The sequence below is a fragment of the Gordonia amarae NBRC 15530 genome, from assembly GCF_000241345.1.
In the GTDB taxonomy this organism is placed as follows: domain Bacteria; phylum Actinomycetota; class Actinomycetes; order Mycobacteriales; family Mycobacteriaceae; genus Gordonia; species Gordonia amarae.
The window spans coordinates 18043-42042 of the sequence record NZ_BAED01000019.1; the positions used below are offsets into that span (position 1 = coordinate 18043).

The following is a 24000-nucleotide window of genomic DNA, read 5'->3' on the forward strand; positions in this document are numbered from 1 at the left end:
GAGAACGGTGTGATCATCGAAACCCACCACCTCACCCGTGAGTTCACCGTGCGCGACGGCCTGCGCCGGCGCACGATCACCGCGGTCGACGGCCTCGACCTGACCGTCGCCGAGGGGGAGGCCGTCGGATACATCGGCGCCAACGGTGCCGGCAAGTCGACGACCATCAAGATGCTCGTCGGTATCCTCGTGCCCACCTCCGGCACGGTCACCACCTGTGGGCTGCGGCCGCTGAAGGACCGGCGCGCCCTCACCCGCGAGGTGGGTGTGGTGTTCGGGCAACGATCCCAACTGTGGTGGGATCTGCCGGTCCGCGAATCCTTCGACATCCTCGGCGCCATCCACCACGTTCCCGGCCCGGTGTTGCGTACGCGGCGGGACGAGCTCACCGAGCAGCTTGAGATGGCCGACTTCCTGACCACCCCGGCCTGGTGATTCTCGACGAACCGACGATCGGCCTGGACGTGCTGTCCAAGCAGCGGCTGCGGGAGTTCCTCATCGCCGAACGACGCGAACGCGGCACCACACTGCTGCTCACCACACATGACATGGGCGACATCGAGCGCCTGTGCGAGCGGGTGCTGGTGGTCGATCACGGCAGACTCGCCTACGACGGAACTCTCGGCGGTCTGTCGACGGCGGTCGGTGCCGAACGTGTCCTCACCGTCGACCTGGACCGCCCCGAGCCGGGGCTGCCCACCCCGCCCGGTACCCGCGCGGTGGGGGTGCAGGCGGGCGGTCTGCGTCACGTGTTCGCCTTCGACACCACCGGCGTCACCGTCGGAGCGGTCCTGGCCGACATCGCTCGTCATGCCGAGATCCGCGACCTGACGATCGCCGAACCCGACATCGAGGACGTGGTGCGCCGCCTGTACCGGTCCCACCGCCGGCCCTGACCGGGTCCCACCGCTGTGCGGACCCACGCGTGAGGGCTGACTCGGCCGGGCCTGTCAGTGGAACCGGAACCGGGTGCAGTCCTCGGGAAACTTCGACCAGGCCATCGCCCGGTGCGGGGTGATCACGCGCAGACCGCCACCGTCGGTGGGGGATTCCCACGAGGCCGCACCGGGTTGGTAGTCGAGGTCGTGGTACTTGCCGAATGCCTGCGCCAGGCGACTCCCGAACCCGTCGCCGAGGGCGCGGACCGCGACCGAGGTGCCTTCGACGATCACCACATCGGTGCCGCTTTCGAGGGTGAGGGTGCAGGCCGGGTTGGCTTCCAGATTCCGGGCGTGGACGGTGGTGGGCGCCCCGTCGTAGAAGAAGCGGTTGTCCACCCACACGCCCCACCGGGGGATGGCGTGCGGGGTGCCGTCCGGACGTACCGAACCCAGCCAGTAGTGCTTCGAGGCCGCGAGCTTGGCCGCCACCGACTCCCAGCCGAGGGTGACGGTCGCGTTCTCGACGCCGTAGCCGTCGGGCATCGCGGGACGGTCGACGACGGTGGGGACGACCGGCGCCAGCGCACCGGCGTCGGGGAGTGGATTGTCGGGTGTGGCCGAACGCAGGTTCATGGTCGGTCAGTATGCGCCCCGGCTACGACAATTCGGTCCCGAACCCGGCTCCCGTCCCTCAAACCGGCCGGGAGCGCGGGAACCACCGCCTCCACGGCGTCACCGATCGGGGCCGGCACGCCCTCGAGCGGCCCGCCGCGCAGATACCCGAACAACGCCGCCCGATAACCACGGACATGGCTGGCATCGCCGGTGCAGGGCAGCGGCAGTTCCAGGGTCGTCGCCGCGTGATGGCACGCCCACGGCCCGGGCAGCGATTCGAGATAGTCGACGGCGTCGCCGAAACCCCGGTGAAACTCGTCGAGATCAAGCGCACTGTCAGGGGAGGGGTGGACCACCTCGTGCGTGTTCATCGGCCGCCCTCCCGATGCCCAGGTGCCCGGTCCTCTTGGGCGAGCGTCCGGTACAGGGTGGCGCGGCTGACGCCAAGCGACTCGGCGATGGTCGGCACCGGCTCGCCGAGGGCGCGCCGGCGGCGCGCGATCTCAATCTGTTCGTCGGTGAGGGCGCGGGGCCGCCCGACCGAACCGTCGCGGGTGTCCACGCGCGGGTGGGGCACGGTGAAGGCTCGCCGTTCGGGCGGCCGTGGCCGGTCATCACGGGGCGGGTCCTCACGGTGTGGGGCGGCGGACTCGTCGGACAGATTCGCCAGCGAGGCGAGCACGCCGACGATCATGCGGCCGGCTGCGTCAGCGGTGTCGAGACCCTCCTGCACCGAACGCAGCCGCAGGCTTCGTCCCAGAAGCGTGCGAGCGGTCTTCATGACCTCGTCGGGGGTGGCGCCGAGCCTGTCGATGCTCGCGACGACGACGGTGTCACCGGCCCGCGCGTAGTCCAGCAGAGCCGCCAGCCCGGGCCGGTGCGGGGTGGGGGAGCCGGGGCTGTGGACGTCGCTGTAGATGCGGAACCCGCTGACACCGGCGGCATTGAGCGTGTCGAACTGCTCGTCGGCCGCGAGCTGTCCTGCGCTTGCCCGTGCGTAGCCGAGCATTTCGCCGGACGGCACAGCGGAATCATCGATTGCCATATCGAGATCGTATCTCAAAAGAGTCAGATTGTCGCGTATTGAAATGAAGGAAAGGGAGGTCGGCGACCTGTGGAATCTTTAGTGCATAGTACTTTACCTGGGAAAAGTTACGAGACTGAAAGTGAGACTGATAATGCGACTGATCTGAGATAAGGAGACACTCGAATAGTGAGAATTTGAGACTTTTTGAGACGCGAAAGCTCCGGCACCGCAGCACCGTACCGGACCCCGATTCTGGACGGGCGCCGGAATCGGGCATTCCACTACCCTGGCAGGGAAGCCCGGGGAACGACCGCACCGGGCACTGCCGCCCCGCGACCACCACAGGAGACGTCATGGCCGACCCGGAGTCCGCCGTATCCGGCGAAGTCGCCTCCGGCTCAGCCGACGACAAGGCCGCCGCCCACAAACGTGAACGCTTCGCCGGGTTCAGGGCGTGGCGCGCGTCGATCCGCGACCGCCCCCACGCCAACCTGGTCTACCGGTTGAGCGTCGCGGTGGTGGGTGCGGTGGTGCTCGCCGGCGGGATCGTCGCCATCCCGTACCCGGGACCGGGCTGGCTGATCGTCTTCGCCGGACTCGGGATCCTCGCCTCGGAGTTCGCCTGGGCACACCGCGCGCTCGTGTTCGGCAAGGGAAAGTACGACGCCTGGTCGGTCTGGTACGGCCGGCAACACTGGTCGGTGCAGGGTGTGTTCGCGCTGGGCACCTGCGCGATCGTCCTCGGCTCGCTGTGGGTGATGGGGGTGCTGTACACGGCGGTGGGATGGTTCAACGTCGACGCCGAGTGGCTGGCCAGTCCCGTCTTCGGCTGACCGATCCCCGATCGGCCCGGGCAATTCACCGCCGCGCCACCACGCCGGGTGAGGACTGACAAGCCCGCAGGGCGGCCACGATACGATCACGGGGTAAACCCGCCGTTTCCCTGATCGAGGAGAATCCGCCGTGCCCGATGATGTTCTGGTGACCAGCCCCGCCACGATCCGTGTGCCAGCTGGGACCACCGCGGGTACCGCGCTCCGCGAGCACGATCTGCCCAACAAGGGCCCCGAGGCCGTCGTGGTGGTCCGTGACGCGGAGGGCAACCTCAAGGACCTGTCGTGGGCACCCGAGGCCGACACCGACGTCGAACCCGTCGCCGCCAACACCGACGACGGCCGTATGGTTATCCGCCACTCGTGCGCGCACGTCCTCGCGCAGGCCGTGCAGGACGTGTTCCCCGACGCCCGCCTCGGTATCGGCCCGCCCATCACCGACGGCTTCTACTACGACTTCGATGTTGCCGAACCCTTCACCCCCGAGGATCTGGCGACCTTGGAGAAGAAGATGAAGCAGATCATCAAGTCCGGGCAGCGCTTCTCTCGCCGCGTCTACTCCTCCAAGGACGAGGCCCGCGCCGAACTGGCCGCCGAGCCGTACAAGCTCGAACTGATCGACGACAAGGGCGCCGCCGACGACTCGGAGGTCATGGAGGTCGGCGGCGGGGAACTCACCGTCTACGACAATCTCAACCCGCGCACCGGCGACCGCGAATGGTGCGACCTGTGCCGCGGCCCGCACGTGCCCACCACCAAGTACATCGCCGCGTTCACACTGACCCGCAGCTCGGCCGCCTACTGGCGCGGCGACCAGGCGAACGCCGGCCTGCAGCGCGTGTACGGCACCGCCTGGGAATCCAGGGAGGCCCAGGACGCCTACCTCGAGCGCCTCGCCGAGGCCGAGAAGCGCGACCACCGTCGCCTCGGCACCGAACTGGACCTGTTCAGCTTCCCAGACGAGATCGGCTCCGGTCTGCCCGTCTTCCACCCCAAGGGCGGCATCATCCGTAAGGAACTCGAGGACTACTCGCGGCTACGGCACGCGCAGGCCGGGTACGAGTTCGTCTACACCCCGCACGCCACCAAGGGCGAACTGTTCAAACTGTCCGGGCACCTGGACTGGTACGCCGACGGCATGTACCCGCCCATGCAGCTCGACGAGGAACGCGACAGCGACGGCACGCTGCGCCGGCCGGCCATCGACTACTACCTCAAGCCGATGAACTGCCCGATGCACAACCTGATCTTCCGCTCCCGCGGCCGGTCCTACCGCGAACTGCCGCTGCGGCTGTTCGAGTTCGGCACCGTCTACCGGTACGAGAAGTCCGGCGTGGTGCACGGCCTGACCCGGGCCCGTGGCTTCACCCAGGACGACGCCCACATCTACTGCACCCGTGAGCAGATGGGCGAGGAAGTGCGTTCGCTTCTGCAGTTCGTGCTCGACCTGCTGCGCGACTACGGTCTCGACGACTTCTACCTCGAGCTGTCCACCCGCAACCCCGACAAGTCGATCGGTTCGGACGAGTCGTGGGAGGAGGCCACCGAGGTACTGCGGGAGGCCGCCTCGAGCTTCGGGCTTGAGCTCGTCGACGACCCCGGGGGCGCAGCGTTCTACGCACCCAAGATCTCGGTGCAGGCCCGCGACGCGATCGGCCGCACCTGGCAGATGTCGACCATCCAGGTCGACCTGATGCTGCCGGATCGGTTCGAACTCGACTACACCGGAAGCGACGGCGGCAAACACCGCCCGGTGATGATCCACCGCGCGCTGTTCGGATCCATCGAACGGTTCTTCGGTGTGCTCACCGAGCACTACGCGGGCGCGTTCCCGGCGTGGCTGTCTCCGGTCCAGGTCGTCGGTATCCCTGTCGCCGAGGCCTTCGTCGACCATCTCGACGGTGTCATCGAGCAGCTCAAGGCGCGGGGTATCCGCGCCGAGGTCGACTATTCCGATGACCGGATGCAGAAGAAGATCCGCACCCACACCACCGGTAAGGTGCCGTTCATGCTGCTCGCCGGAGAACGCGACGCCGAGGCGGGTGCGGTCAGCTTCCGGTTCCGCGACGGCACCCAGGTCAACGGTGTGCCCGTCGACAACGCGGTGACGCTCATCGCCGACTGGGTGTCCGCGCGCCGCAACGAGTCCCCGACAGCGGAGTTGTTCACCGACGGGTCGGCGACATGACCGAGACGCCAGGGGAGATCCGGCCAGGGGAGATCCGGGATGTGGGCACCGGCGACGTCGACCAGCTGCAGCGGCTGTGGACGCCGCACCGGCTGACCTACATCACCGCCGAACCCCGCTCGACCGGCAAGTCCGGTCACCCGTTCCTCGACATCCCGACCATGTCGGACGAGGAGGGCCTGATCCTGGCCCGCGGTGAATCGGTGTACGCGGTGCTCAACCTGTACCCGTATAACGCCGGGCACACGATGGTGGTGCCGTACCGGCAGGTCGCCAACCTCGAAGACCTGACACCGGCCGAGTCGTCGGAGTTGATGACGTTCACCCAGCACACCATCCGCACCATCAAGGCCGTGTCCAACCCGAACGCGTTCAATGTGGGACTGAACCTCGGCTATGCGGCCGGTGGGTCGCTGGCCGAGCACCTGCACCAGCACATCGTTCCGCGCTGGGTGGGCGATGCCAACTTCATCACCGTCGTCGGCGATGCCAAAGTGATCCCGCAGCTGCTGCGGGACACCCGCGCGCTGCTGGCCGCCAAGTGGCGTGAACTGTGGCCTGGGTCCGGGGCGGAGACCATCTGATGCTGAGCATCCTGGGCAGGGCCTCGGTGTCGAAGGTCACCGCGCCCATCGGCAAGGCGTTGCTGGCCACCGGGCTCACCCCGGACATCATGACCGTCATCGGCACGGTCGCCACCATCGCCGCCGCGCTGACACTGTTCCCGATGGGCTACCTGTTCGCCGGGACCCTGGTCATCTGGCTGTTCGTCATGTTCGACATGCTCGACGGTGCGATGGCCCGGGCCCGCGGCGGCGGCACCCGGTTCGGGGCGGTCCTCGACGCCACCTGCGACCGGATCGCCGACGGCGCGATCTTCGCCGGCCTGGCCTGGTGGTGCATGGTGGAGAAGCCGCACCAGCTGCTGTTCGTGGCCACCCTGATCTGTTTGGTCACCTCGCAGGTCATCTCCTACGCCAAGGCGCGCGCCGAGGCGTCGGGGCTGTACGGCGACGGCGGCCTCATCGAACGCCCGGACCGGCTGATCATCGTGCTCGTCGGATCGGGCTTCACCGGCCTCGGTATCTGGTGGGCCGTCCACGTCGCCATGTGGCTGCTCGCCGCAGGCAGCATCATCACCGTCTTCCAGCGGATGCATTCGATCGCTTCGTCGCCCGGCGCCCGCGACCTGATCCCGATCGCGGCGAAGGCCGACACCGAGGACAAGCGCGACGGCGAGGCCAACGGCGACGGCGACGACGCGGCGGGCAGCGACCCGCGATGACCTCGATGTCCGAGCGCCTCACCGACTTCGGCTACGGCCTGGGCTGGTCGGCGGTCCGCCACGTCCCGGACAGCGTCGGTCGCGGCCTGTTCGACAAGGGCGCCGGGCTGGCCGGACGGCGCGGCGGCGGACCGGCACAGCTGCGGCGCAACCTGGCCCGCGTCCTCGGCGTCGCGCCGGCCGCGGTGCCCGACGCCACCGTCGAGGCGTCGGTCCGCTCGTACGCCCGCTACTGGTACGAGGCGTTCCGGCTGCCGTCGATGCCGACGGACGAGGCCGTCCGGTCCGTCACCCTGCCGGAAGAGGACCAGGCGTGGCTCGCCGAGGACGTCGGCCGCGGCAAGGGCGTCGTCATCGCCCTGCCGCATTCGGGCAACTGGGACATGGCCGGGGTGTGGCTGGTCGCGCATTACGGGAAGTTCGCCACCGTCGCCGAACGCCTCAAACCCGAATCCCTGTTCACCCGCTTCGTCGACTACCGCGAATCGCTGGGATTCGAGATCTTCCCGCTGTCCGGCGGTGAACAGCCCCCGATGACCGTCCTCGCCGAGCGGTTGCGGGCCGGTGGCATCATCTGTCTGCTCGGGGACCGGGACCTCGCCCGACACGGCATCGAGGTCGAGTTCTTCGGCGAGAAGACCCGGATGCCGGCAGGCCCGGCCCGCCTGGCCATCGAAACCGGTGCGGCGCTGAAGGTGGCGCATCACTGGTTCACCGACGCACCCACCTCCGAACTGCGCTGCGGGCCGGCGCTCGACACCTCCGGCGGTGTCGAGGCCACCACCCAGCTCCTCGCCGACGCCTACCAGGCCAATATCGCCGCCCACCCCGTCGACTGGCACATGCTGCAGCCGCTGTGGGAGGCGGACTGGTCCGACGAACGCCGCGCGCGGATCGAGGGAACACCCCAAGATGGCTGACATGACAGCGACAACACCGGAAACTGTGGTCGAGCCGTGAAGATCGGCATGATCTGTCCGTACTCCTTCGACGTACCCGGAGGCGTGCAGGCCCACGTGGTGGAGCTGGCCGAGGTCTTCGGCCGGCGCGGCCACCAGGTCAGCGTGCTCGCCCCGGCCGCCGACAGCACCGTCCTGCCCGACTACGTGGTGTCGGTCGGCCCGGCTCTGGCCATTCCCTACAACGGGTCGGTGTCCCGGGTGAACTTCAGCCCGAACGGCTACATGCGGCTGCGGCGCTGGATCGCCGAGAACGAGTTCGACGTCCTGCATGTACATGAACCCAACTCGCCGTCGACGTCGATGCTGGCGCTGATGGTGGCCTCCGGGCCGATCGTGACCACCTTTCACACCGCCACCACCCGATCGTTGTGGCTGACCGTGTTCCAGGGCATCCTGCGGCCGTACCACGAGCGGATCGCCGGCAAGATCGCCGTATCGGAGCTGGCGCGGCGCTGGCAGATGGAATCGCTCGGCTCCGACGCGGTAGAAATCCCCAACGGCATCAGTGTGTCGGGTTTCGCCGACGCCGAACCGCTCGACGGCTATCCGTGGGAGGGTGGCTCGATCCTGTTCCTCGGCCGCTACGACGAACCCCGCAAGGGCGTCGACATTCTCATGCGGGCACTGCCGTCGATCGTCGAACGCTTCCCGAAGGTCCGGGTGCTGGTGGTCGGCGGCGGCAACGAGCGGGCACTGCGCCGCCGGGCCGGGGCGTTGGCCGATCATCTGGTGTTCCTCGGCCAGGTCGACGACGCCACCAAGGCGCGGGCGTTGCGGTCGGTGGATGTGTACTGCGCACCCAACCTCGGCGGTGAGAGCTTCGGCATCGTGCTGGTCGAGGCGATGGCCGCCGGCGCCGCGGTCGTCGCCAGCGATCTCAACGCGTTCCGCCGCGTCCTGGACGACGGCCGGGCCGGCCGGCTGGTCCCCACCGGGTCCGCCGAGGGTCTGGCCACCGCCGTCATCGACCTCCTCGGCGACGACGTCTCGCGCGCCGAACTGGTCGCGCGGGCGCAGGCGCGCGCGGCCCGGTACGACTGGTCGCGGGTGGCCGATCAGATCCTGCGGGTCTACGAAACCGTCACCGTCGGGGCCGGTCCCGTCATCATCTCCGACTGACCGCTCCCCGCCAGAAGGCCCCGACCGAAGGATCCGCTGACCCATGCACATCTCGGGATTGACCGTTCCCGGACCGCTCGTGGCCATCGTGACGGTCGTGGTGCTGATTCTGCTGCTCGCCGGCTGGTGGGCGTACAAGGCCGCGGTCCGGCTGGACCGGCTCAATGTGCGCGTCGACCTGGCCCGGGGTGCGCTGGAGGCGGCACTGTCGCGCCGCGCCGTGGTGGCCCGGCTGGTGGCGGCCGGAATCGCCGACGACCCGGGCGCCTCCGCCGAGGCGCTGGAGCGGGCGCGCGGCCTGGTGGCCGCGGCCGATCACGCCGAACGCGCCGACCCCGATATCCGTGAGGCTGCCGAGAACGCGCTGTCGGCGGCGCTGGCCCGCACCGACGCCACCCGGCGGCCCGCGGCCCTGGTCGCCGAACTCGCCGACGCCGAGACCCGGGTGATGATGGCACGCCGGTTCTACAACGACGCCGTCCGCGATACCCGCAGCCTCGGCGAACGCCGCCTCGTGCGGTGGCTGCATCTGGGCGGAACCGCGCCGCTGCCGCAGTTTTTCGAGATCATCGAACGCTGACCGCCGCCGCCGGACACCTGCCTGTCCGGTCCCTGATCGTTCAACGGAAGTAGGTCGCTGTGGCTATCGCCGATCCCTCGCCTAGACTTAATGGGCAACACGCACGTGCGGCCACCGGCACCCGCCCCGAATCGGGCCCGGCCTTCGGCCGTCCGCGAGTGAACGACATCGAAGCAGGAGAGTCAGTGAGTCAGTTCCAGGGCACAGCCCGGGTTAAGCGCGGAATGGCCGAAATGCTCAAGGGCGGCGTGATCATGGATGTGGTCACCCCCGAGCAGGCGAAGATCGCCGAGGACGCGGGTGCGGTCGCGGTGATGGCGCTCGAGCGTGTGCCGGCCGATATCCGCGCTCAGGGCGGCGTGTCGCGCATGAGTGATCCCGACATGATCGACGGCATCATCGCCGCCGTCAGCATCCCGGTCATGGCCAAGGCCCGTATCGGCCACTTCGTGGAGGCCCAGGTCCTGCAGAGCCTCGGCGTCGACTACGTCGACGAGTCGGAGGTGCTCACCCCCGCCGACTACGCCAATCACATCGACAAGTGGCAGTTCACCGTGCCCTTCGTGTGCGGTGCGACCAACCTCGGTGAGGCGCTGCGCCGCATCACCGAGGGCGCGGCGATGATCCGCTCCAAGGGTGAGGCCGGCACCGGCGACGTCTCCAACGCCACCACCCACATGCGTAAGATCCGCGACGAGATCCGCAAGCTGACCTCGCTGCCCAAGGACGAGCTCTATGTGGCGGCCAAGGAACTGCAGGCCCCGTACGAACTCGTCGCCGAGGTCGCCGAGGCAGGAAAGCTGCCGGTCACGCTGTTCACCGCGGGCGGCATCGCCACCCCGGCCGACGCGGCGATGATGATGCAGCTCGGTGCTGAGGGTGTGTTCGTCGGATCGGGTATCTTCAAGTCCGGCAATCCGGCTCAGCGGGCCGCGGCGATCGTGCAGGCCACCACCTTCCACGACGACCCCGACGTGTTGGCCAAGGTGTCGCGCGGGCTGGGCGAGGCGATGGTCGGGATCAATGTGGACGAGATCCCGCAGCCGCACCGACTGGCCGAGCGCGGCTGGTAAGGCCGGTACACGCAACGATGGGCGCATCCGAGGGAGATTCAGTGGACTTGATCATTCGCGATGACTCTCGATGCGGAACCGACACCGTCGGTCCGCTCACGCTGAGCTGGGCGGCCAACAGCGACGTCGGCCGGGTCCGGGAGTCCAATGAGGACGCCGCCTCGGTCCGGCCCGGCAAGTACTTCGTCGCAGACGGCATGGGCGGTCACGAGAGTGGCGAGGTCGCGAGCGAGACCGCTCTGCGGGCGTTCGACGGGGTGGTCTGCGGTGGTGACCGTACCGAAACCCAGACCTCGCTGATCGACCTGCTCACCACCGCACAGCAGCAGATCGACGAGATCGACCCGGGCGCGCACCGGCGGGCGGGGACCACCGCCACCGGTGTCGTCCTGGTCACCCACGACGACCGCCCGCACTGGCTGGTGCTCAACATCGGCGACTCGCGCACCTACCGGTACGCGCAGGGTGTGCTGGAGCAGGTCACCGTCGACCATTCGCAGGTCCAGGAGTTCATCGACGCCGGATTCATCACGGCCGAGCAGGCCCGTACCGATCCCCGGCGCAATGTGATCACCCGGGCTCTCGGCGCCGGAATGATCGCACCGGAGGCCGACTTCTACTCGTTCCCCGCGGTCGCCGGCGACGTGCTGCTGATGTGCACCGACGGCCTGACCGGGGAACTGCCCGACGGCGAGATCGAGGAGATTCTCGCCGAGATGCAGAGTCCCAAGGACGCGGTCGCGGCGCTGGTCGCCGGCGCCCATGCGCTCGGCGCCCACGACAACGTCACCGTCGTCATGGTGGCGGTCTCCGACGCGGTGGCCGAGGACGCCGACGGTGATGCCACCGTGCCGGCGGAGTCGGACGGTACCGGTCCGGCCGAGTCTGCCGCGGACACGACGGATCCCGCAGCTCCTGACACCGCAGCTCCCGATACCGCAGAACCCGTTGCCGCAGCTCCCGATGCCGCGGTTCCCGATGCCGCGGTTCCCGATACCGCGGTTCCCACTACCGGGGATCCCGCTGACGCGGCTCCCGAGACGGCCGCCCCCGACGCCGCAGCCGAGGATGCCTCGGTGTGAGCACCGCGGTAGTCGAATACTGCGGGGAACAGTTCCCGCTGGGTGCGGGCGCACGGTTCTCGATCGGTCGTGAGGCCGACCTGACCATCGACGACAACCCGTACCTGCACCGCCGGTTTCTGCTGGTGTACCACCAGAACGCGCTGTGGTGGCTGAGCAACCTGGGCACGCACCTGTCGGTGAGTGTGTCCGCGGGCGACGGGTTTACCGCCACGCTCGGTCCCGGCGCGCAGATGCCGCTGGTGTACGGGGTGTCGACGATCGTGTTCACCGCGGGCCCCACCACGTACGAGCTCAGTGTGCACACCCCGCAACCCACCGTGGGTGCGGTGACCGGTCCCGCGATGATCAGCGGAACCACCACACAGGGCGTGCCGATGCTCACCGAGAGCCAGAAACTGCTGATCGTGGTGCTGGCCGAGGAGATCCTGCGCCGCGACGGCACCGGCGCCAGCTCGATCCCGTCGTCGGCGCAGGCAGCGGGACGGCTCGGGTGGTCGATCACCAAGTTCAACCGCAAACTCGACAATGTGTGTGACAAGCTCGACCAGCTCGGGGTGTCCGGGATGCGGGCGGGCGGCGGCAGGCTCGCCACCAACCGTCGCGCCAAACTCGTCGAGTACGCGGTGGCCTCGCGGATCGTCTCGCGGGCCGATCTACCCATGATCGATGCGGAAGCCGCGCGCAATCAGGTGTCCTGAGCCCCGAAAAGGGCTTTGAACTGGGGGTTTACGAATGGGTAGAACTACCCAGGTGATGGGGAGATCTACCCATCGACGGGATGGCCGGGACGCCATAGCGTTCTACCCATGACGACAACCACCTCGCACCAGCAGAATATTCCCGCCGCCGCTTCTGCCCGCGCGACCCAGGTCGTGCACCGCCCCGGCTACGTCGGAGCTCCCGCCGGCAGCCGCACCTCCACCGCCCGGCGTGAGGCAGAGGCCACCCGCCGCCGCGAAGAAGCCCTCGCCCGTCTGGCCGCCCGCAGCATGCCGCTGCCGGGCCGCCCGATGCCCGGGGCGCAGGTGCCCGGCCCCGCCTCCCGGTCGATGGTCCGCACCGTCGACGTCGGGCAGGAGGAGACCGAACGTCCTGCCGCCCGCGTCTGCACCTGCTCGACGGCCTCCGATCACGAACGTCCGGCGCTGACCGACCGGGAGATCGAGGTGTTGCGCACCTGGCTGATGCTGGACTCCAAACCGGCTGTGGCGCAGGAACTCTACATCTCACTCGGCACCGTCAACACGCACCTGACCCGGATCCGGGCCAAGTACGCCGACATCGGCCGGGCCGCCCCCACCAAGGCCGCACTGGTGGCCCGCGCCGTGCAGGACGGCCTGGTCTCACTCGATGATCTCTGAAGACCCGCGACCGGAGACCTGGGACCTGTGAGACCCACGTCGAGCGGACCGCTCATCACCCGCCCTTGGGGGCATCGGCGGGCGATGGGCGGTTCCCGGTCAACAGAATCCGCCACGGCGAATACACTCATCGCGTGGCAACAATTGAGGAGATCCTGCGTCTCGAACCGATCGAGAAGGACATCTACCGCGGACCGGCGTTCGCGAGCAGCCTGGTCCGGACCTTCGGCGGTCAGGTGGCAGCCCAAGCCCTGACCTCGGCGACGCACACCGTGGACGAGACCTACCACGTGCATTCGCTGCACGGGTACTTCCTGCGGCCCGGCAACCCCGACAAGCAAACCGTGTTCCTGGTCGACCGGATCCGCGACGGGCGGTCGTTCGTGACCCGCCGGGTCACCGGCATCCAGGACGGCGAGACCATCTTCAGCATGTCGGCGTCGTTCCATGTGCGCAACGACGAGGGCCTCGAACATCAGGACCTGATGCCGCCGGCCCCGCAACCCACCGAACTGCTCGACCGGCACGACGACGCCAACGCCGAGGACAAGGCCGTCTACCGGGAGTGGGACAACTTCGACATCCGGATCGTGCCGCGCGAGAAGATGGTCACCAACGACTATTTCGCCGCGCAGCAACGCGTCTGGTTCAGGTACCGCCATCCGCTGCCCGACGACCAGGTCTTCCATGTCGCGACGCTGGCGTACATGAGCGACATGACGCTGCTCGGCTCCTCGCGGGTGCCGCATCGCGGTGTCCAGGCCCAAGGTGCCTCCCTCGACCACGCGATGTGGTTCCTGCGGCCGTTCCGCACCGACGACTGGCTGCTCTATGACCAGACCTCACCGTCGGCGGCCGGCGGCCGCGCGCTGACCCAGGGCCGGATCTTCGATCTGCAGGGCCGGATGGTCGCCGCGGTCACCCAGGAAGGGCTTGCCCGCATCGGACGGGTGCTGCCCAAAGACCAGTACGCACGACAGGACAAGGGAGCGGCCCCGGCGTGACGACCGACGCTGACCATCGGCCGCATATCGGTGTCCTGGCGCTGCAGGGTGATGTCCGCGAGCATCTCGCGGCGCTCGAAGCGTCGGGGGCACGGGCCACCACGGTGCGCCGGACCACCGAACTCGACGCCGTCGACGGGCTGGTGATCCCCGGCGGTGAATCGACCACGATGAGTCACCTGCTGACCGTCCTCGACCTGTTCGACCCGCTGGTGCGGCGGCTGGCCGACGGCATGCCCGCCTACGGTTCGTGTGCGGGCATGATCATGCTCGCCAGGACGATCCTCGACACCCGGCCCGACGCAAGGCACCTCGACGCTCTCGACATCACGGTGCGCCGCAACGCATTCGGTCGTCAGGTCGAGTCCTTCGAAACCGATCTGGAGGTCGACGGGATCACCGACGGACCGGACGCCGGGCCGATGCGAGCGGTGTTCATCCGGGCACCGTGGGTCGAGTCGGTGTCACCCGATGTGCAGGTGCTTGCCACGGTTCCCGACGGCCCCGCGCAGGGGCGCATCGTCGCCGTCCGGCAGGGCGGGGTGCTCGCCACGTCGTTCCATCCGGAGGTGACCGGTGACCGCCGCGTGCACGCCTATTTCGTCGACATGGTTCGGGAGGTTTCCGCCGCCGGTAGTGGCGTCGGTAATATCGACACCTGATCGAACGCCGACCCACGGGCCGATTGCGCGCAGGCATTGTGAACGTGTCCGTGCGGGTCTGTCCGGGGGACGCACGAGGCAACGGGAACGACGACACCGGGAGAACTATGAGCGGCCATTCCAAATGGGCCACCACCAAGCACAAGAAGGCGGTCATCGACGCCAAGCGCGGCAAGATGTTCGCCAAGCTCATCAAGAACATCGAGGTGGCGGCCCGCACCGGTGGCGGCGATCCGGCGGGTAACCCGACCCTGTTCGACGCCATCCAGAAGGCCAAGAAGTCGTCGGTGCCCAACGACAACATCGAACGGGCCCGCAAGCGCGGCGGCGGCGAAGAAGCCGGCGGCGCCGACTGGCAGACCATCATGTACGAGGGCTACGGCCCCAACGGTGTCGCTATCCTCATCGAGTGTCTCACCGACAACCGCAACCGCGCGGCCGGTGAGGTGCGCACGGCGATGACCCGCAACGGCGGCAACATGGCCGACCCGGGTTCGGTGGCATACCTGTTCACCCGCAAGGGTGTGGTCACGCTGGAGAAGAACGGCCAGAGCGAGGACGACGTGCTCATGGCCGTCCTCGACGCCGGTGCCGAGGAGGTCACCGAACTCGGCGACACCTTCGAGATCGTCAGCGAACCCACCGACCTGATCGCGGTCCGCTCCGCCCTGCAGGGCGCGGGTATCGACTACGACTCCGCGGAGGCCAGCTTCCGCGCCTCGGTCGAGGTCGCTGTGGACGCCGACGGCGCGCGCAAGGTGTTCAAGCTGATCGACGCGCTCGAGGACTCCGACGACGTGCAGAACGTGTACAGCAACGTCGACATCAGCGACGAGGTGCTCGCCGAACTCGAGAGCGACTGAGCCACTTGCTCCTTGAGGCGCCGCCCCCGGGCGGCGCCTTCTTGGTTCCCGGGCCGGCCACCGGAGTGTGTTGGTGTGCCGGGTTGTCTCGCCGACCCGCTACGATGTCGAACAGTTGTTCTCAAAGCCGGGAGGTGCGCGGGTGCGGGTGATGGGTGTGGACCCGGGATTGACCAGGTGCGGTATCGCGCTGGTCGAGTCCGGCAAGGGACGCTCGGTCACCGCTCTTGACGTGGACGTGGTGCGCACACCCACCGACATGGAGCTGTCGCAGCGGCTGCTCGCCGTGTACACGGCGGCCTGCCACTGGCTCGACGTCCATCAGCCCGACGTCGTCGCCATCGAGCGCGTCTTCGCCCAGAACCAGGTGTCGACGGCGATGGGTACCGCGCAGGCCGGGGGAGTGATCGCCCTGGCGGCCGGTCAGCGTGACGTTCCGGTCCGATTCCACACCCCGTCGGAGGTGAAGGCCGCGGTCACCGGCAGCGGCCGGGCCGACAAGGCACAGGTCACCGCTATGGTCACCCGGATCCTGGGCATGCAGACCAAACCGAAACCCGCCGACGCCGCCGACGCGCTCGCGCTGGCGATCTGTCACTGCTGGCGCGGCCCGATGGCCGAGCGGATGGAGGAGGCCAAACGTAAGGCCGACACCCTTGCCGCCCGGCACCGCGCCCGCGTCGCCCAGGCCGCGGGAGGTGGTCGATGATTGCGTCGGCCTCCGAACTCCACGCGCGGCACCCGAAAGGAGGTGCTCGATGATTGCGTCGGCCTCCGAACTCCACGCGCGGCACCCGAAAGGAGGTGCTCGATGATCGCGTCGGTCCGCGGCCCGGTGATCGACATCGCCCTTGACCATGTGGTCATCGACTGTGGGGGTGTCGGCTATCGGGTGCTGGTCACCCCGCCCACGGTCGCCACGGTGCGGCGCGGTACCGAGGCCACGCTGCTCACCACGATGATCGTGCGTGAGGACTCGATGACCCTCTACGGCTTCATCGACCCGGATGCCCGCGCGCTGTTCGGGCTGTTGCAGACGGTCACCGGGGTAGGGCCGCGACTGGCGATGGCCACCCTCGCCGTTCTCGAGCCCGACGCCCTGCGGCGGGCCCTGGCCGAGTCGGACACCAAGGCGCTCACATCGGTGCCGGGTATCGGTAAGCGGGTCGCCGAACGGCTCGTCGTCGAGTTGCGCGACAAGGTCGACCTCCCGGTCGGCCCGGGTGGGCCGGGCGCGGGCGTTTCCGTGGGTTCGGTGCGCGGGCAGGTCAGCGAGGCGCTCGTGGGTCTGGGCTTCACCGCCGCGGCGGCCGAGAAGGCCGTGCAGGCGGTGCTCGCCGACAATCCCGCCGCCGATGCGTCCACGGCATTGCGTACCGCACTGGGCGCACTCGGCAAGACGTCATGACAGGTGACGGGAGGTAGAGATGAGCGAAGATCCCGGGCAGTATTCGGAGGTCAGTGCCGCGCCGATGCCCGGCGACGGCGACTTCGACGCCGGGTTGAGGCCCCGGTCGCTGGCCGACTTCATCGGCCAGCCCAAGGTGTGCGAACAACTCGAACTGGTGCTGCAGGGTGCCAAGGGCCGTGGCAGTACCCCCGACCATATCCTCCTGTCGGGGCCGCCCGGCCTCGGTAAGACGTCGCTGGCGATGATCATCGCCTCGGAGATGGGTTCGGCCATCCGCGTCACCTCCGGACCGGCCCTCGAACGCGCCGGTGATCTCGCGGCAATGCTGTCCAACCTCGTCGAGGGCGACGTGCTGTTCATCGACGAGATCCACCGCATCGCCCGGCCCGCCGAGGAGATGCTGTACCTGGCGATGGAGGACTTCCGGGTCGACGTGGTGGTCGGCAAGGGGCCCGGTGCCACCTCCATCCCGCTCGATGTCGCGCCGTTCACACTGGTCGGCGCCACCACCCGGTCAGGTTCACTGACCGGCCCGCTGCGGGACCGGTTCGGGTTCACCGCGCACATGGAGTTCTACGAGACAGATGAGTTGGTCCGGGTGCTGCGCCGGTCGGCGGGCATCCTCGGGATCGCGATGCGACCTGACGCGGCCACCGAGATCGCCCGCCGCTCACGCGGCACCCCCCGGATCGCGAACCGGCTGCTGCGCCGGGTGCGTGACTACGCCGAGGTCCGTGGCGACGGCAAGGTGACTGTCGCGGTGGCCCGCGCGGCGCTGGCCGTCTATGACGTCGACGACCTCGGTTTCGACAGGCTCGACCGGGCCGTCCTGGGCGCCCTGATCCGCGGGTTCGGCGGGGGACCTGTCGGGGTGTCGACACTCGCGGTGGCGGTGGGCGAGGAGCCCGCCACCGTGGAGGAGGTGTGTGAGCCGTTCCTGGTGCGGGCGGGCATGATCGCGCGCACCCCGCGCGGCCGGTTGGCCACCGCCGCGGCCTGGCACCACCTGGGTCTGACCCCGCCCGCGGGTGCGATGAACGCGACGTTCGCCGTCCGCGCCCGGGACGGCGGCACCGGCACTCTGTTCGACGATCTCTAGGCCACAGGCGCCGGGAAATGCCTGCGGCCGGAGGCGCGGGACCGGTCCACACATTCGTCATGGCACACTAGGGGGAGAGGTCGGGCCGCTTCCCGCGTGGATCAGTGCGGCCCGAAACACCTGACGACACGATCAAGGATCGAAGCGCACACCATGGAATTACTCTTCCCCCTGCTGCTCGCCCTCATGGCGGGCTTCATGTTCATCAGCATCCGCAAACAAAAGAAGCGGATGCAGGAAATGCAGGAAATGCAGAACGATGTGGCGGTGGGTTCGCGGCTGCAGCTGACATCGGGCCTGTTCGGCACCGTCGTCGACGCCGACAACAGCGACTATATCGACGTGGAGATCGCCACCGGTGTGGTGACCCGCTGGAACCGGCTGGCGATCATGCGAGTGGTGCAGACCGAGGACGCCGCCGAAACCTACCCGGGCGCCCCCTCGTCGTCGTCCTACCTCGACGATCTCGACGATGATGACGATGACATCATCACCGACGACTACATGGACGAGGACGACGCCCCCTCGGACACCGAGAGCAGCAGCAAGCCCGACCTGGAGAAGTGAGCCGTCGTCGCCGACGCGTGACCTTTCCCGCTGAACCACACCTAGGATGAACCCGCCCACCGGCCGTCACCGGACGGTCGGTCTCGTGCGGTGCGTCTGACGCCGCCCGCGGTCGAAGGAGACCTGAACAGCAGTGAGCACACCTCGCCGTACGGCCAAGCGGCCGGGACCTCGTAACGAGGTCGCACCGTGGAAGCCGTTGTCCGTCTTTCTTGTTCTCCTCGCCGCCGTGTATGGGCTGGTGTTCTTCAGCGGCGGCGGCTCGCCGGAACCGAAACTCGGCATCGACCTGCAGGGCGGCACCCGGGTCACGCTCACAGCGCGCACCCCGGACGGCAAGACCCCGGCGAAGGATCAGCTCGACCAGGCCAAGCAGATCATCGAGAAGCGTGTCAACGGCCTCGGCGTGGCCGGGTCCGAGGTGGTCGTCAACGGCAACAACCTGGTGATCACGGTCCCCGGCAACGACGGCAAGCAGGCCCGCACTCTGGGCCAGACCGCGCGTCTGTATGTCCGGCCGGTGGCGACGGCGCAGGCTCCGGTCGTGCAGAAAACGGACAAGAACCCACCCGCCGACAGCAAGTCACCGGCGGCGGGTACCGAGGCCGAGCGCAAGGCCGCACAGGCCGCGATCGATGAGCAGCGCAAGCTGCGGCAGGCGCCGGCGAACGCCGACAAGAAGCGGATCGCCGAACTGACCGCCTACATGAGCAAGATGGACTGCTCGCCCGGATACAACGATCCGCTGCGCGGCAACGACCTGCCCGACCAGTACCTGGTGGCCTGCTCGCAGGAGGGCGACGAGGTCTTCCTCCTCGAACCCCAGATCATCGACGGCCGCGACATCGACAGCGCGCGGGCCGCGACGGACGACGGTGAGTGGGTCGTGCTGGTCAAGTTCAAGGGCAAGGCCCGCGACTTCTGGCCGAAGTACACCTCCGAAAATGTTGGCAAGCGTACTGCGGTGACCCTCGACACGCAGGTCGTGTCCGCTCCGTCGATCAACGGAGCGATCGCCGGTGAGACCCGGATCAGCGGCTCGTTCAACCAGGATTCGGCCAAGGAACTGGCCAACGTCCTCAAATACGGTTCGTTGCCGCTGTCGTTCGAGGCCTCCGATGCCGAGACGGTATCGGCGACTCTGGGCAAGGAGTCGCTGCGGGCGGGTCTGATCGCCGGTGCGGTGGGCCTGATCGCGTGTCTGCTGTACGCACTGGCGTACTACCGGATGCTCGGTGTGCTCACCTTCCTGTCGCTGGTGCTGGCAGGTCTGCAGGTGTACGGCATCATCGTGCTGCTGGGCCGCTGGATCGGGTTCACCCTCGACCTGGCCGGTATCGCCGGTCTGATCATCGGTATCGGTATGACCGCCGACTCGTTCGTCGTCTACTTCGAACGCATCAAGGACGAGATACGCGAGGGCCGAACGTTCAGATCCGCGGTCCCGCGTGGCTGGGTCAGCGCGCGGCGCACCATCTGGACCGGCAACATGGTCAGCCTCATCGCCGCCGTCGTCATCTACATCCTGGCCATCGGTGAGGTCCGCGGCTTCGCGTTCACCCTCGGCCTGACCACGATTCTCGACGTGGTCGTGGTGTTCCTGGTGACCCATCCGCTGGTGGTGCTCGCCACCCGGTCACCGTTCCTGTCGCAGCCGAGCGTCAACGGCCTCGGCGCGGTCAGTGAGGTCGCCGCGCAGCGCAAGGCCGCGGCACGGGCACAAGCAGCGAGCAAGGCGGCCGAGGCCGGGGAAGGAGCGGTCCGGTGACCACCCCCAACAACATCAGCGACAGCACAGATGCGCGGGTACCCGACGAGGGAGCGGCCGGCGCCGCGGAGGCGGACTTCGTCGCCGACGAAGGCAGGTCGTTCCTGTCGCGGCTGTACACCGGTACCGGCGCCTTCGACATCATCAGCAAACGCCGTACCTGGTACATCGTCACGCTGATCATGATCGCCGTGTGCGGCCTGTCGATCGTCGTGCGCGGATTCACCTTCGGTATCGACTTCGAGGGCGGCACCCAGATCGCGTTGCCGGCCTCTTCGCAGGTCACCCGCGACGCCGTCGAAACCGTCTACTCGGACACCTTCGGCAAGGAACCCGACGCGGTGCAGTCCGCCGGTAAGGGGTCCAGCGCCACCATCCAGTTGCGGTCCGAGCACCTCGACCAGGACGAGACCGTCAAGATCACCACGGCACTGGCCGAGCGTTTCAGCGGTTCGATCACCGCCGCCGACGTGTCCTCGTCGGACGTCAGCTCCACCTGGGGCGGTGAGATCACCAAGAAGATGGCGATCGCGCTGGTCGTGTTCCTGGTGATCGTGTTCGTCTACATCGCGGTCCGTTTCGACCGCGAGATGTCGATCGCGGCGATGGCCTCGCTGTTCCTGGACATGGTGTTCACCGCCGGTATCTATTCGATCGTCGGCTGGGAAGTCACCCCGGCCACGGTGATCGGTCTGCTCACCATCCTCGGCTTCTCCATCTACGACACGGTGGTGGTGTTCGACAAGGTCGCCGAGAACACCCGCGGCTTCCTTCGGACCACCCGCCGCACCTACGCCGAACAGGCGAACCTGGCCGTCAACCAGACACTGATGCGCTCGATCAACACCACCGTCATCTCGGTGCTGCCGATCATCGCCCTGATGGTGATCGCGGTGTGGATGCTGGGCGTGGGCACCCTCAAGGATCTGGCGCTCATCCAGTTCGTCGGTGTTCTGGTGGGCACCTATTCCTCGATCTTCCTGGCCGCGCCCCTGTTGGTGACGCTCAAGGAGATGCGCGGTGACGTGAAGGCACACAACCGCAAGGTGCTGGGCCGCCGCGCCCGCATCGAGGCAGGCGAACCCGAGACCGGCTCTCGCCGGGCGAGCGCGGGACGGGTGGGCACGGAACGGGTGGGCCGCCGGTCGGTGTCTCCCGAACGCGACACGGCCGTGCCGAGTGGGAAACGCAGGAGCCGGGGCCAGAGCCGATAACGTCGCCGCTATGACAGCAAGACCCCGACGCATCGTCGTGCGTCTGCTCGCCCTGGTGGTGGTCACCGTCACCGGCGCCGGACTGGTGACAGCCTGCTCCAAGGACGACCGCCCACCCACCATCGACTACATCGTCGACGCGGGCCTGACCACCTACAACGCCAACACCGTCAGTGGCAACGCCGACGGTGCGCTGATGGCACTGACCCGGGTGCTGCCCGGGTTCAGCCTGCTCGGAGACCAGGGCCAGGTGATGCCCGATCGGGACGTGGGCACGGTCACCGCCATCTCGCAGGCACCACTCACGCTGCGGTACACGTTCACCCCGGAGGCGGTGTTCTCCGACGGCACGCCGCTGGACTGTGACGATCTGCTGCTCGCGTGGGCCGCGATGAGCGGACGCTTCCCGGGTTTCACCCCAGCGACCACCGCCGGCTACCGCGACATCCGGCGCGTCGACTGCCGGGCCGGCGCCAAGACCGCGACCGTCGTGTTCGCCGCGGGCCGCGTCTACCGGGACTGGCTGTCGTTGTTCGGTGCGGGCACGCTGCTGCCGGCGCACGTGGTGGCACGCAAGGCCGGGGTCGGCGACATCGTGGCCGCAATCCGGGGTAACGACCCCGCGACGATCCGCAAACTCGCCAAGGTGTGGAACACCGGTTTCACCTTCGGCGACGGTGAGCTCGATCCGGCCGACTTCCCGTCGTCGGGGCCGTTCGCCATCTCGGCGGCCGACCCGGACGAAGGTCTGGTCCTGGTGCCCAACGACAAGTGGTGGGCGGATGCGCCGGCGACCACCCGTATCGCGATCCGCAGGGCACGCCACGACCTGGCGGCGCTCACCTCCGGCGACTTCGACGTCGCCGATGTCGCGGCTGGCATCGTCGACGGCGAGATCTCCGATCCCGCCGCGAGTAAGGCCCCGGCCGCCGGCGCACCGACCGCGGGGGCGGCGTTGTCCATCGACGAACTGGTGCTGTCACAACGCGGCGTGTTCTCCGATGTGCGGGTCCGTCAGGCGTTCGCATTGTGTGTGCCCCGCCCCGACATCGCCACCCGCTTCGGTGCGGGTTCGCCAGTGTGGAGCCTGCGCACCCAGGTGCCCGGCGACGCGTTCGCCACCCAGCTCAACGGGCAGGTGGGCCGCCGGTACGCGCGACCGGACATCATCCGGGCCCGGGAACTGCTCGACGAGGCCGTAGCGTCGGGGGTTCAGGGCATCGGTTCCGGCGCCGGCACCCGGGCGACGGTCCGGATCGGCTACCGCACCCCGCATGCCCGCGACAAGGCACTGGTCGAGTTGATCGCCTCATCCTGCCGGAAGGCCGGAATCGAGGTCACCGATGCCGGTTCCGACGACCTCGCGCCCACCTCTCTGGGCAAGAGGACCGACGCGTTGCTGATCAGCAGCGGTGCCGGGTTCGCGGCCTCGGGCGCGGCCAGCCCGATCCGGGACTCGTACCGCCTGCGGGCCGGTGATCCGCTCAACCTCGCCGCCGCCGACGATCCCGCGGTGTCGCAGGCCGTCGATCGGCTGAGTGTGGTGACGGGGGCGACCGGACAGCTCGAGGCTATCCGCACCATAGAGACCGGGGCCTGGTCGTCGATGCTGTCGATTCCGCTGGTCATCACCCCACGCGTGTACCGCAGCGGTGACCAGGTCCTGCATGTGGTTCCCGGTCGTGGCCGCAACGGTACGGGCTGGAACATGGACCGCTGGACCCTCACCGAATGAGCCGCTCCGGCGGGTGCACCCACGCCCGCCGGGCTTGCTACAGTTCGCCCGTGACCCCCTCGGATGATCGGCCCGCCGCCAACACATCACACGACACTCTCGCCGAGGCCCGCGCGGCCATCGCCCGTCACACCCGCCTTGTCGCGGACTTTCCCAGTCCTGGAGTTCAGTTCAAGGATCTGACGCCCGTTCTCGCCGAATCCGGTGGCTTCGCCTCGATCATCACCGCCCTGGCTCACGGCTGCCCCGAGGTCGACCTGGTCGGCGGCATCGACGCCCGCGGCTTCCTGCTCGGTGGCGCCGTCGCCCGCGAACTGGGGGTCGGGGTGCTGGCGGTGCGCAAGAAGGGCAAACTGCCGCCGCCCGTCCACACCGTCACCTACGACCTCGAGTACGGCAGTGCGGCGCTGGAGATCCCCGCAGAGGGTCTCGACCTCACCGGCCGCCGGGTGCTGCTCGTCGACGACGTCCTGGCCACCGGCGGCACCGCCGTCGCCGCGGCCACCCTGATGCGTGAGGCCGGTGCGCATGTCGTGCGGGTTTCGGTGATCATGGAGCTGACAGCCCTGGCCGGGCGGGCCACGATCACCCGCGGAATCGGCTCCGACGTCGAGGTGCACGCACTGGTCGCGGACTAGACTTTGACGATGTGTCCGGTACGGCCGGGG

27 protein-coding genes are annotated in these 24000 nt (G+C 68.5%); 24 read left to right on the plus strand and 3 right to left on the minus strand.

Annotated elements, in window-relative coordinates; translation table 11 throughout:
- Positions 1–9 precede the first annotated feature (9 nt).
- Both GOAMR_RS25465 and GOAMR_RS25470 read left to right on the plus strand, forming a co-directional pair.
- Positions 10–435 (plus strand): ATP-binding cassette domain-containing protein, encoded by a 426-nt coding sequence (locus GOAMR_RS25465; RefSeq protein ID WP_005183203.1) that lies wholly within the window; start codon positions 10–12, stop codon positions 433–435.
- Complete coding sequence (locus tag GOAMR_RS25470) at positions 432–896, plus strand: hypothetical protein (RefSeq protein WP_005183204.1); 465 nt, start codon at positions 432–434, stop codon at positions 894–896. The genes GOAMR_RS25465 and GOAMR_RS25470 overlap by 4 nt, the downstream gene beginning before the upstream one ends.
- Positions 897–950: 54 nt before the next feature.
- Here the strand turns inward: GOAMR_RS25470 and GOAMR_RS04450 are convergent, their stop codons facing one another.
- The 3 genes from GOAMR_RS04450 to GOAMR_RS04460 are packed head-to-tail and all read right to left on the minus strand — an operon-like array spanning position 951 to position 2541.
- Positions 951–1514: a pyridoxamine 5'-phosphate oxidase family protein gene (locus GOAMR_RS04450; protein WP_005183205.1), complete on the minus strand. Its 564-nt coding sequence runs from the start codon at positions 1512–1514 to the stop codon at positions 951–953.
- Positions 1511–1867: a hypothetical protein gene (locus GOAMR_RS23495; RefSeq protein WP_005183206.1), complete on the minus strand. Its 357-nt coding sequence runs from the start codon at positions 1865–1867 to the stop codon at positions 1511–1513. The genes GOAMR_RS04450 and GOAMR_RS23495 overlap by 4 nt, the downstream gene beginning before the upstream one ends.
- Positions 1864–2541: a recombinase family protein gene (locus GOAMR_RS04460; protein ID WP_005183207.1), complete on the minus strand. Its 678-nt coding sequence runs from the start codon at positions 2539–2541 to the stop codon at positions 1864–1866. The genes GOAMR_RS23495 and GOAMR_RS04460 overlap by 4 nt, the downstream gene beginning before the upstream one ends.
- A 335-nt stretch (positions 2542–2876) precedes the next feature.
- Here GOAMR_RS04460 and GOAMR_RS04465 point away from each other — a divergent pair, with 335 nt between their 5' ends.
- From GOAMR_RS04465 to GOAMR_RS04570, 22 genes are all read left to right on the plus strand, one after another.
- Positions 2877–3356 (plus strand): TIGR02611 family protein, encoded by a 480-nt coding sequence (locus tag GOAMR_RS04465; protein WP_005183208.1) that lies wholly within the window; start codon positions 2877–2879, stop codon positions 3354–3356.
- Between the two features lie 130 nt (positions 3357–3486).
- On the plus strand, positions 3487–5544 hold the full coding sequence (gene thrS / locus GOAMR_RS04470) for a threonine--tRNA ligase (RefSeq protein ID WP_005183209.1): 2058 nt from the start codon (positions 3487–3489) through the stop codon (positions 5542–5544).
- Complete coding sequence (locus GOAMR_RS04475; protein ID WP_005183210.1) at positions 5541–6128, plus strand: ATP adenylyltransferase; 588 nt, start codon at positions 5541–5543, stop codon at positions 6126–6128. The genes thrS and GOAMR_RS04475 overlap by 4 nt, the downstream gene beginning before the upstream one ends.
- Entirely contained in the window at positions 6128–6829 is a 702-nt protein-coding gene (pgsA, locus tag GOAMR_RS04480) for a phosphatidylinositol phosphate synthase (RefSeq protein WP_005183211.1), read from the plus strand. Before GOAMR_RS04475 ends, pgsA begins: the two co-directional genes overlap by 1 nt.
- On the plus strand, positions 6826–7749 hold the full coding sequence (locus tag GOAMR_RS04485; protein ID WP_040514374.1) for a phosphatidylinositol mannoside acyltransferase: 924 nt from the start codon (positions 6826–6828) through the stop codon (positions 7747–7749). Before pgsA ends, GOAMR_RS04485 begins: the two co-directional genes overlap by 4 nt.
- 36 nt (positions 7750–7785) lie before the next feature.
- Entirely contained in the window at positions 7786–8910 is a 1125-nt protein-coding gene (locus tag GOAMR_RS04490) for a glycosyltransferase family 4 protein (protein WP_005183213.1), read from the plus strand.
- 43 nt (positions 8911–8953) lie between these two features.
- Complete coding sequence (locus tag GOAMR_RS04495; protein ID WP_005183216.1) at positions 8954–9490, plus strand: LemA family protein; 537 nt, start codon at positions 8954–8956, stop codon at positions 9488–9490.
- 185 nt (positions 9491–9675) lie between these two features.
- Entirely contained in the window at positions 9676–10563 is an 888-nt protein-coding gene (pdxS, locus tag GOAMR_RS04500) for a pyridoxal 5'-phosphate synthase lyase subunit PdxS (RefSeq protein ID WP_083836848.1), read from the plus strand.
- Between the two features lie 41 nt (positions 10564–10604).
- The gene (locus GOAMR_RS04505) at positions 10605–11645 is read left to right on the plus strand and encodes a PP2C family protein-serine/threonine phosphatase (protein ID WP_005183221.1); all 1041 of its coding nucleotides are present in this window, start codon (positions 10605–10607) and stop codon (positions 11643–11645) included.
- Positions 11642–12346, plus strand: coding sequence for a hypothetical protein (locus tag GOAMR_RS04510; RefSeq protein WP_005183224.1), 705 nt, complete (start codon positions 11642–11644; stop codon positions 12344–12346). Before GOAMR_RS04505 ends, GOAMR_RS04510 begins: the two co-directional genes overlap by 4 nt.
- A 108-nt stretch (positions 12347–12454) precedes the next feature.
- The gene (locus tag GOAMR_RS04515) at positions 12455–13009 is read left to right on the plus strand and encodes a helix-turn-helix transcriptional regulator (RefSeq protein ID WP_005183227.1); all 555 of its coding nucleotides are present in this window, start codon (positions 12455–12457) and stop codon (positions 13007–13009) included.
- 134 nt (positions 13010–13143) lie between these two features.
- Positions 13144–14013: an acyl-CoA thioesterase gene (locus GOAMR_RS04520; RefSeq protein WP_005183231.1), complete on the plus strand. Its 870-nt coding sequence runs from the start codon at positions 13144–13146 to the stop codon at positions 14011–14013.
- Positions 14010–14675 carry a pyridoxal 5'-phosphate synthase glutaminase subunit PdxT gene (gene pdxT, locus GOAMR_RS04525; protein ID WP_005183234.1) on the plus strand — a complete coding sequence of 222 codons (666 nt, stop codon included), beginning with the start codon at positions 14010–14012 and terminating at the stop codon, positions 14673–14675. The genes GOAMR_RS04520 and pdxT overlap by 4 nt, the downstream gene beginning before the upstream one ends.
- Before the next feature lie 107 nt (positions 14676–14782).
- Entirely contained in the window at positions 14783–15538 is a 756-nt protein-coding gene (locus GOAMR_RS04530; protein ID WP_005183238.1) for a YebC/PmpR family DNA-binding transcriptional regulator, read from the plus strand.
- Between the two features lie 142 nt (positions 15539–15680).
- Positions 15681–16247, plus strand: coding sequence for a crossover junction endodeoxyribonuclease RuvC (ruvC, locus tag GOAMR_RS04535; RefSeq protein WP_005183241.1), 567 nt, complete (start codon positions 15681–15683; stop codon positions 16245–16247).
- Between the two features lie 102 nt (positions 16248–16349).
- Positions 16350–16946, plus strand: a complete 597-nt coding sequence (ruvA, locus tag GOAMR_RS04540) for a Holliday junction branch migration protein RuvA (RefSeq protein WP_005183243.1) — start codon at positions 16350–16352, stop codon at positions 16944–16946.
- Between the two features lie 19 nt (positions 16947–16965).
- Positions 16966–18048 carry a Holliday junction branch migration DNA helicase RuvB gene (gene ruvB / locus GOAMR_RS04545; protein ID WP_005183244.1) on the plus strand — a complete coding sequence of 361 codons (1083 nt, stop codon included), beginning with the start codon at positions 16966–16968 and terminating at the stop codon, positions 18046–18048.
- A 153-nt stretch (positions 18049–18201) separates the two neighbouring features.
- Positions 18202–18615, plus strand: coding sequence for a preprotein translocase subunit YajC (gene yajC / locus GOAMR_RS04550; protein ID WP_005183248.1), 414 nt, complete (start codon positions 18202–18204; stop codon positions 18613–18615).
- 133 nt (positions 18616–18748) lie between these two features.
- On the plus strand, positions 18749–20383 hold the full coding sequence (gene secD / locus GOAMR_RS04555; RefSeq protein WP_005183251.1) for a protein translocase subunit SecD: 1635 nt from the start codon (positions 18749–18751) through the stop codon (positions 20381–20383).
- A complete protein-coding gene (gene secF, locus GOAMR_RS04560) occupies positions 20380–21597 on the plus strand; it encodes a protein translocase subunit SecF (protein ID WP_005183254.1) in 1218 nt (405 codons plus the stop codon). Before secD ends, secF begins: the two co-directional genes overlap by 4 nt.
- A 10-nt stretch (positions 21598–21607) precedes the next feature.
- A complete protein-coding gene (locus GOAMR_RS04565; RefSeq protein WP_005183257.1) occupies positions 21608–23332 on the plus strand; it encodes an ABC transporter substrate-binding protein in 1725 nt (574 codons plus the stop codon).
- Positions 23329–23970 carry an adenine phosphoribosyltransferase gene (locus GOAMR_RS04570; protein ID WP_005183259.1) on the plus strand — a complete coding sequence of 214 codons (642 nt, stop codon included), beginning with the start codon at positions 23329–23331 and terminating at the stop codon, positions 23968–23970. Before GOAMR_RS04565 ends, GOAMR_RS04570 begins: the two co-directional genes overlap by 4 nt.
- Positions 23971–24000 lie beyond the last annotated feature (30 nt).

Coding starts and splice junctions, on each gene's coding strand:
- GOAMR_RS04485 (WP_040514374.1), top strand. CDS start 6,826: ATGACCTCGATGTCCGAGCGCCTCACCGACTTCGGCTACGGCCTGGGC.
- yajC (WP_005183248.1), top strand. CDS start 18,202: ATGGAATTACTCTTCCCCCTGCTGCTCGCCCTCATGGCGGGCTTCATG.
- GOAMR_RS23495 (WP_005183206.1), bottom strand. CDS start 1,867: ATGAACACGCACGAGGTGGTCCACCCCTCCCCTGACAGTGCGCTTGAT.
- GOAMR_RS04515 (WP_005183227.1), top strand. CDS start 12,455: ATGACGACAACCACCTCGCACCAGCAGAATATTCCCGCCGCCGCTTCT.
- pgsA (WP_005183211.1), top strand. CDS start 6,128: ATGCTGAGCATCCTGGGCAGGGCCTCGGTGTCGAAGGTCACCGCGCCC.
- GOAMR_RS04570 (WP_005183259.1), top strand. CDS start 23,329: ATGAGCCGCTCCGGCGGGTGCACCCACGCCCGCCGGGCTTGCTACAGT.
- GOAMR_RS04530 (WP_005183238.1), top strand. CDS start 14,783: ATGAGCGGCCATTCCAAATGGGCCACCACCAAGCACAAGAAGGCGGTC.
- GOAMR_RS04460 (WP_005183207.1), bottom strand. CDS start 2,541: ATGGCAATCGATGATTCCGCTGTGCCGTCCGGCGAAATGCTCGGCTAC.
- ruvB (WP_005183244.1), top strand. CDS start 16,966: ATGAGCGAAGATCCCGGGCAGTATTCGGAGGTCAGTGCCGCGCCGATG.
- GOAMR_RS04465 (WP_005183208.1), top strand. CDS start 2,877: ATGGCCGACCCGGAGTCCGCCGTATCCGGCGAAGTCGCCTCCGGCTCA.
- GOAMR_RS04495 (WP_005183216.1), top strand. CDS start 8,954: ATGCACATCTCGGGATTGACCGTTCCCGGACCGCTCGTGGCCATCGTG.
- ruvA (WP_005183243.1), top strand. CDS start 16,350: ATGATCGCGTCGGTCCGCGGCCCGGTGATCGACATCGCCCTTGACCAT.
- GOAMR_RS04565 (WP_005183257.1), top strand. CDS start 21,608: ATGACAGCAAGACCCCGACGCATCGTCGTGCGTCTGCTCGCCCTGGTG.
- GOAMR_RS04450 (WP_005183205.1), bottom strand. CDS start 1,514: ATGAACCTGCGTTCGGCCACACCCGACAATCCACTCCCCGACGCCGGT.
- GOAMR_RS04475 (WP_005183210.1), top strand. CDS start 5,541: ATGACCGAGACGCCAGGGGAGATCCGGCCAGGGGAGATCCGGGATGTG.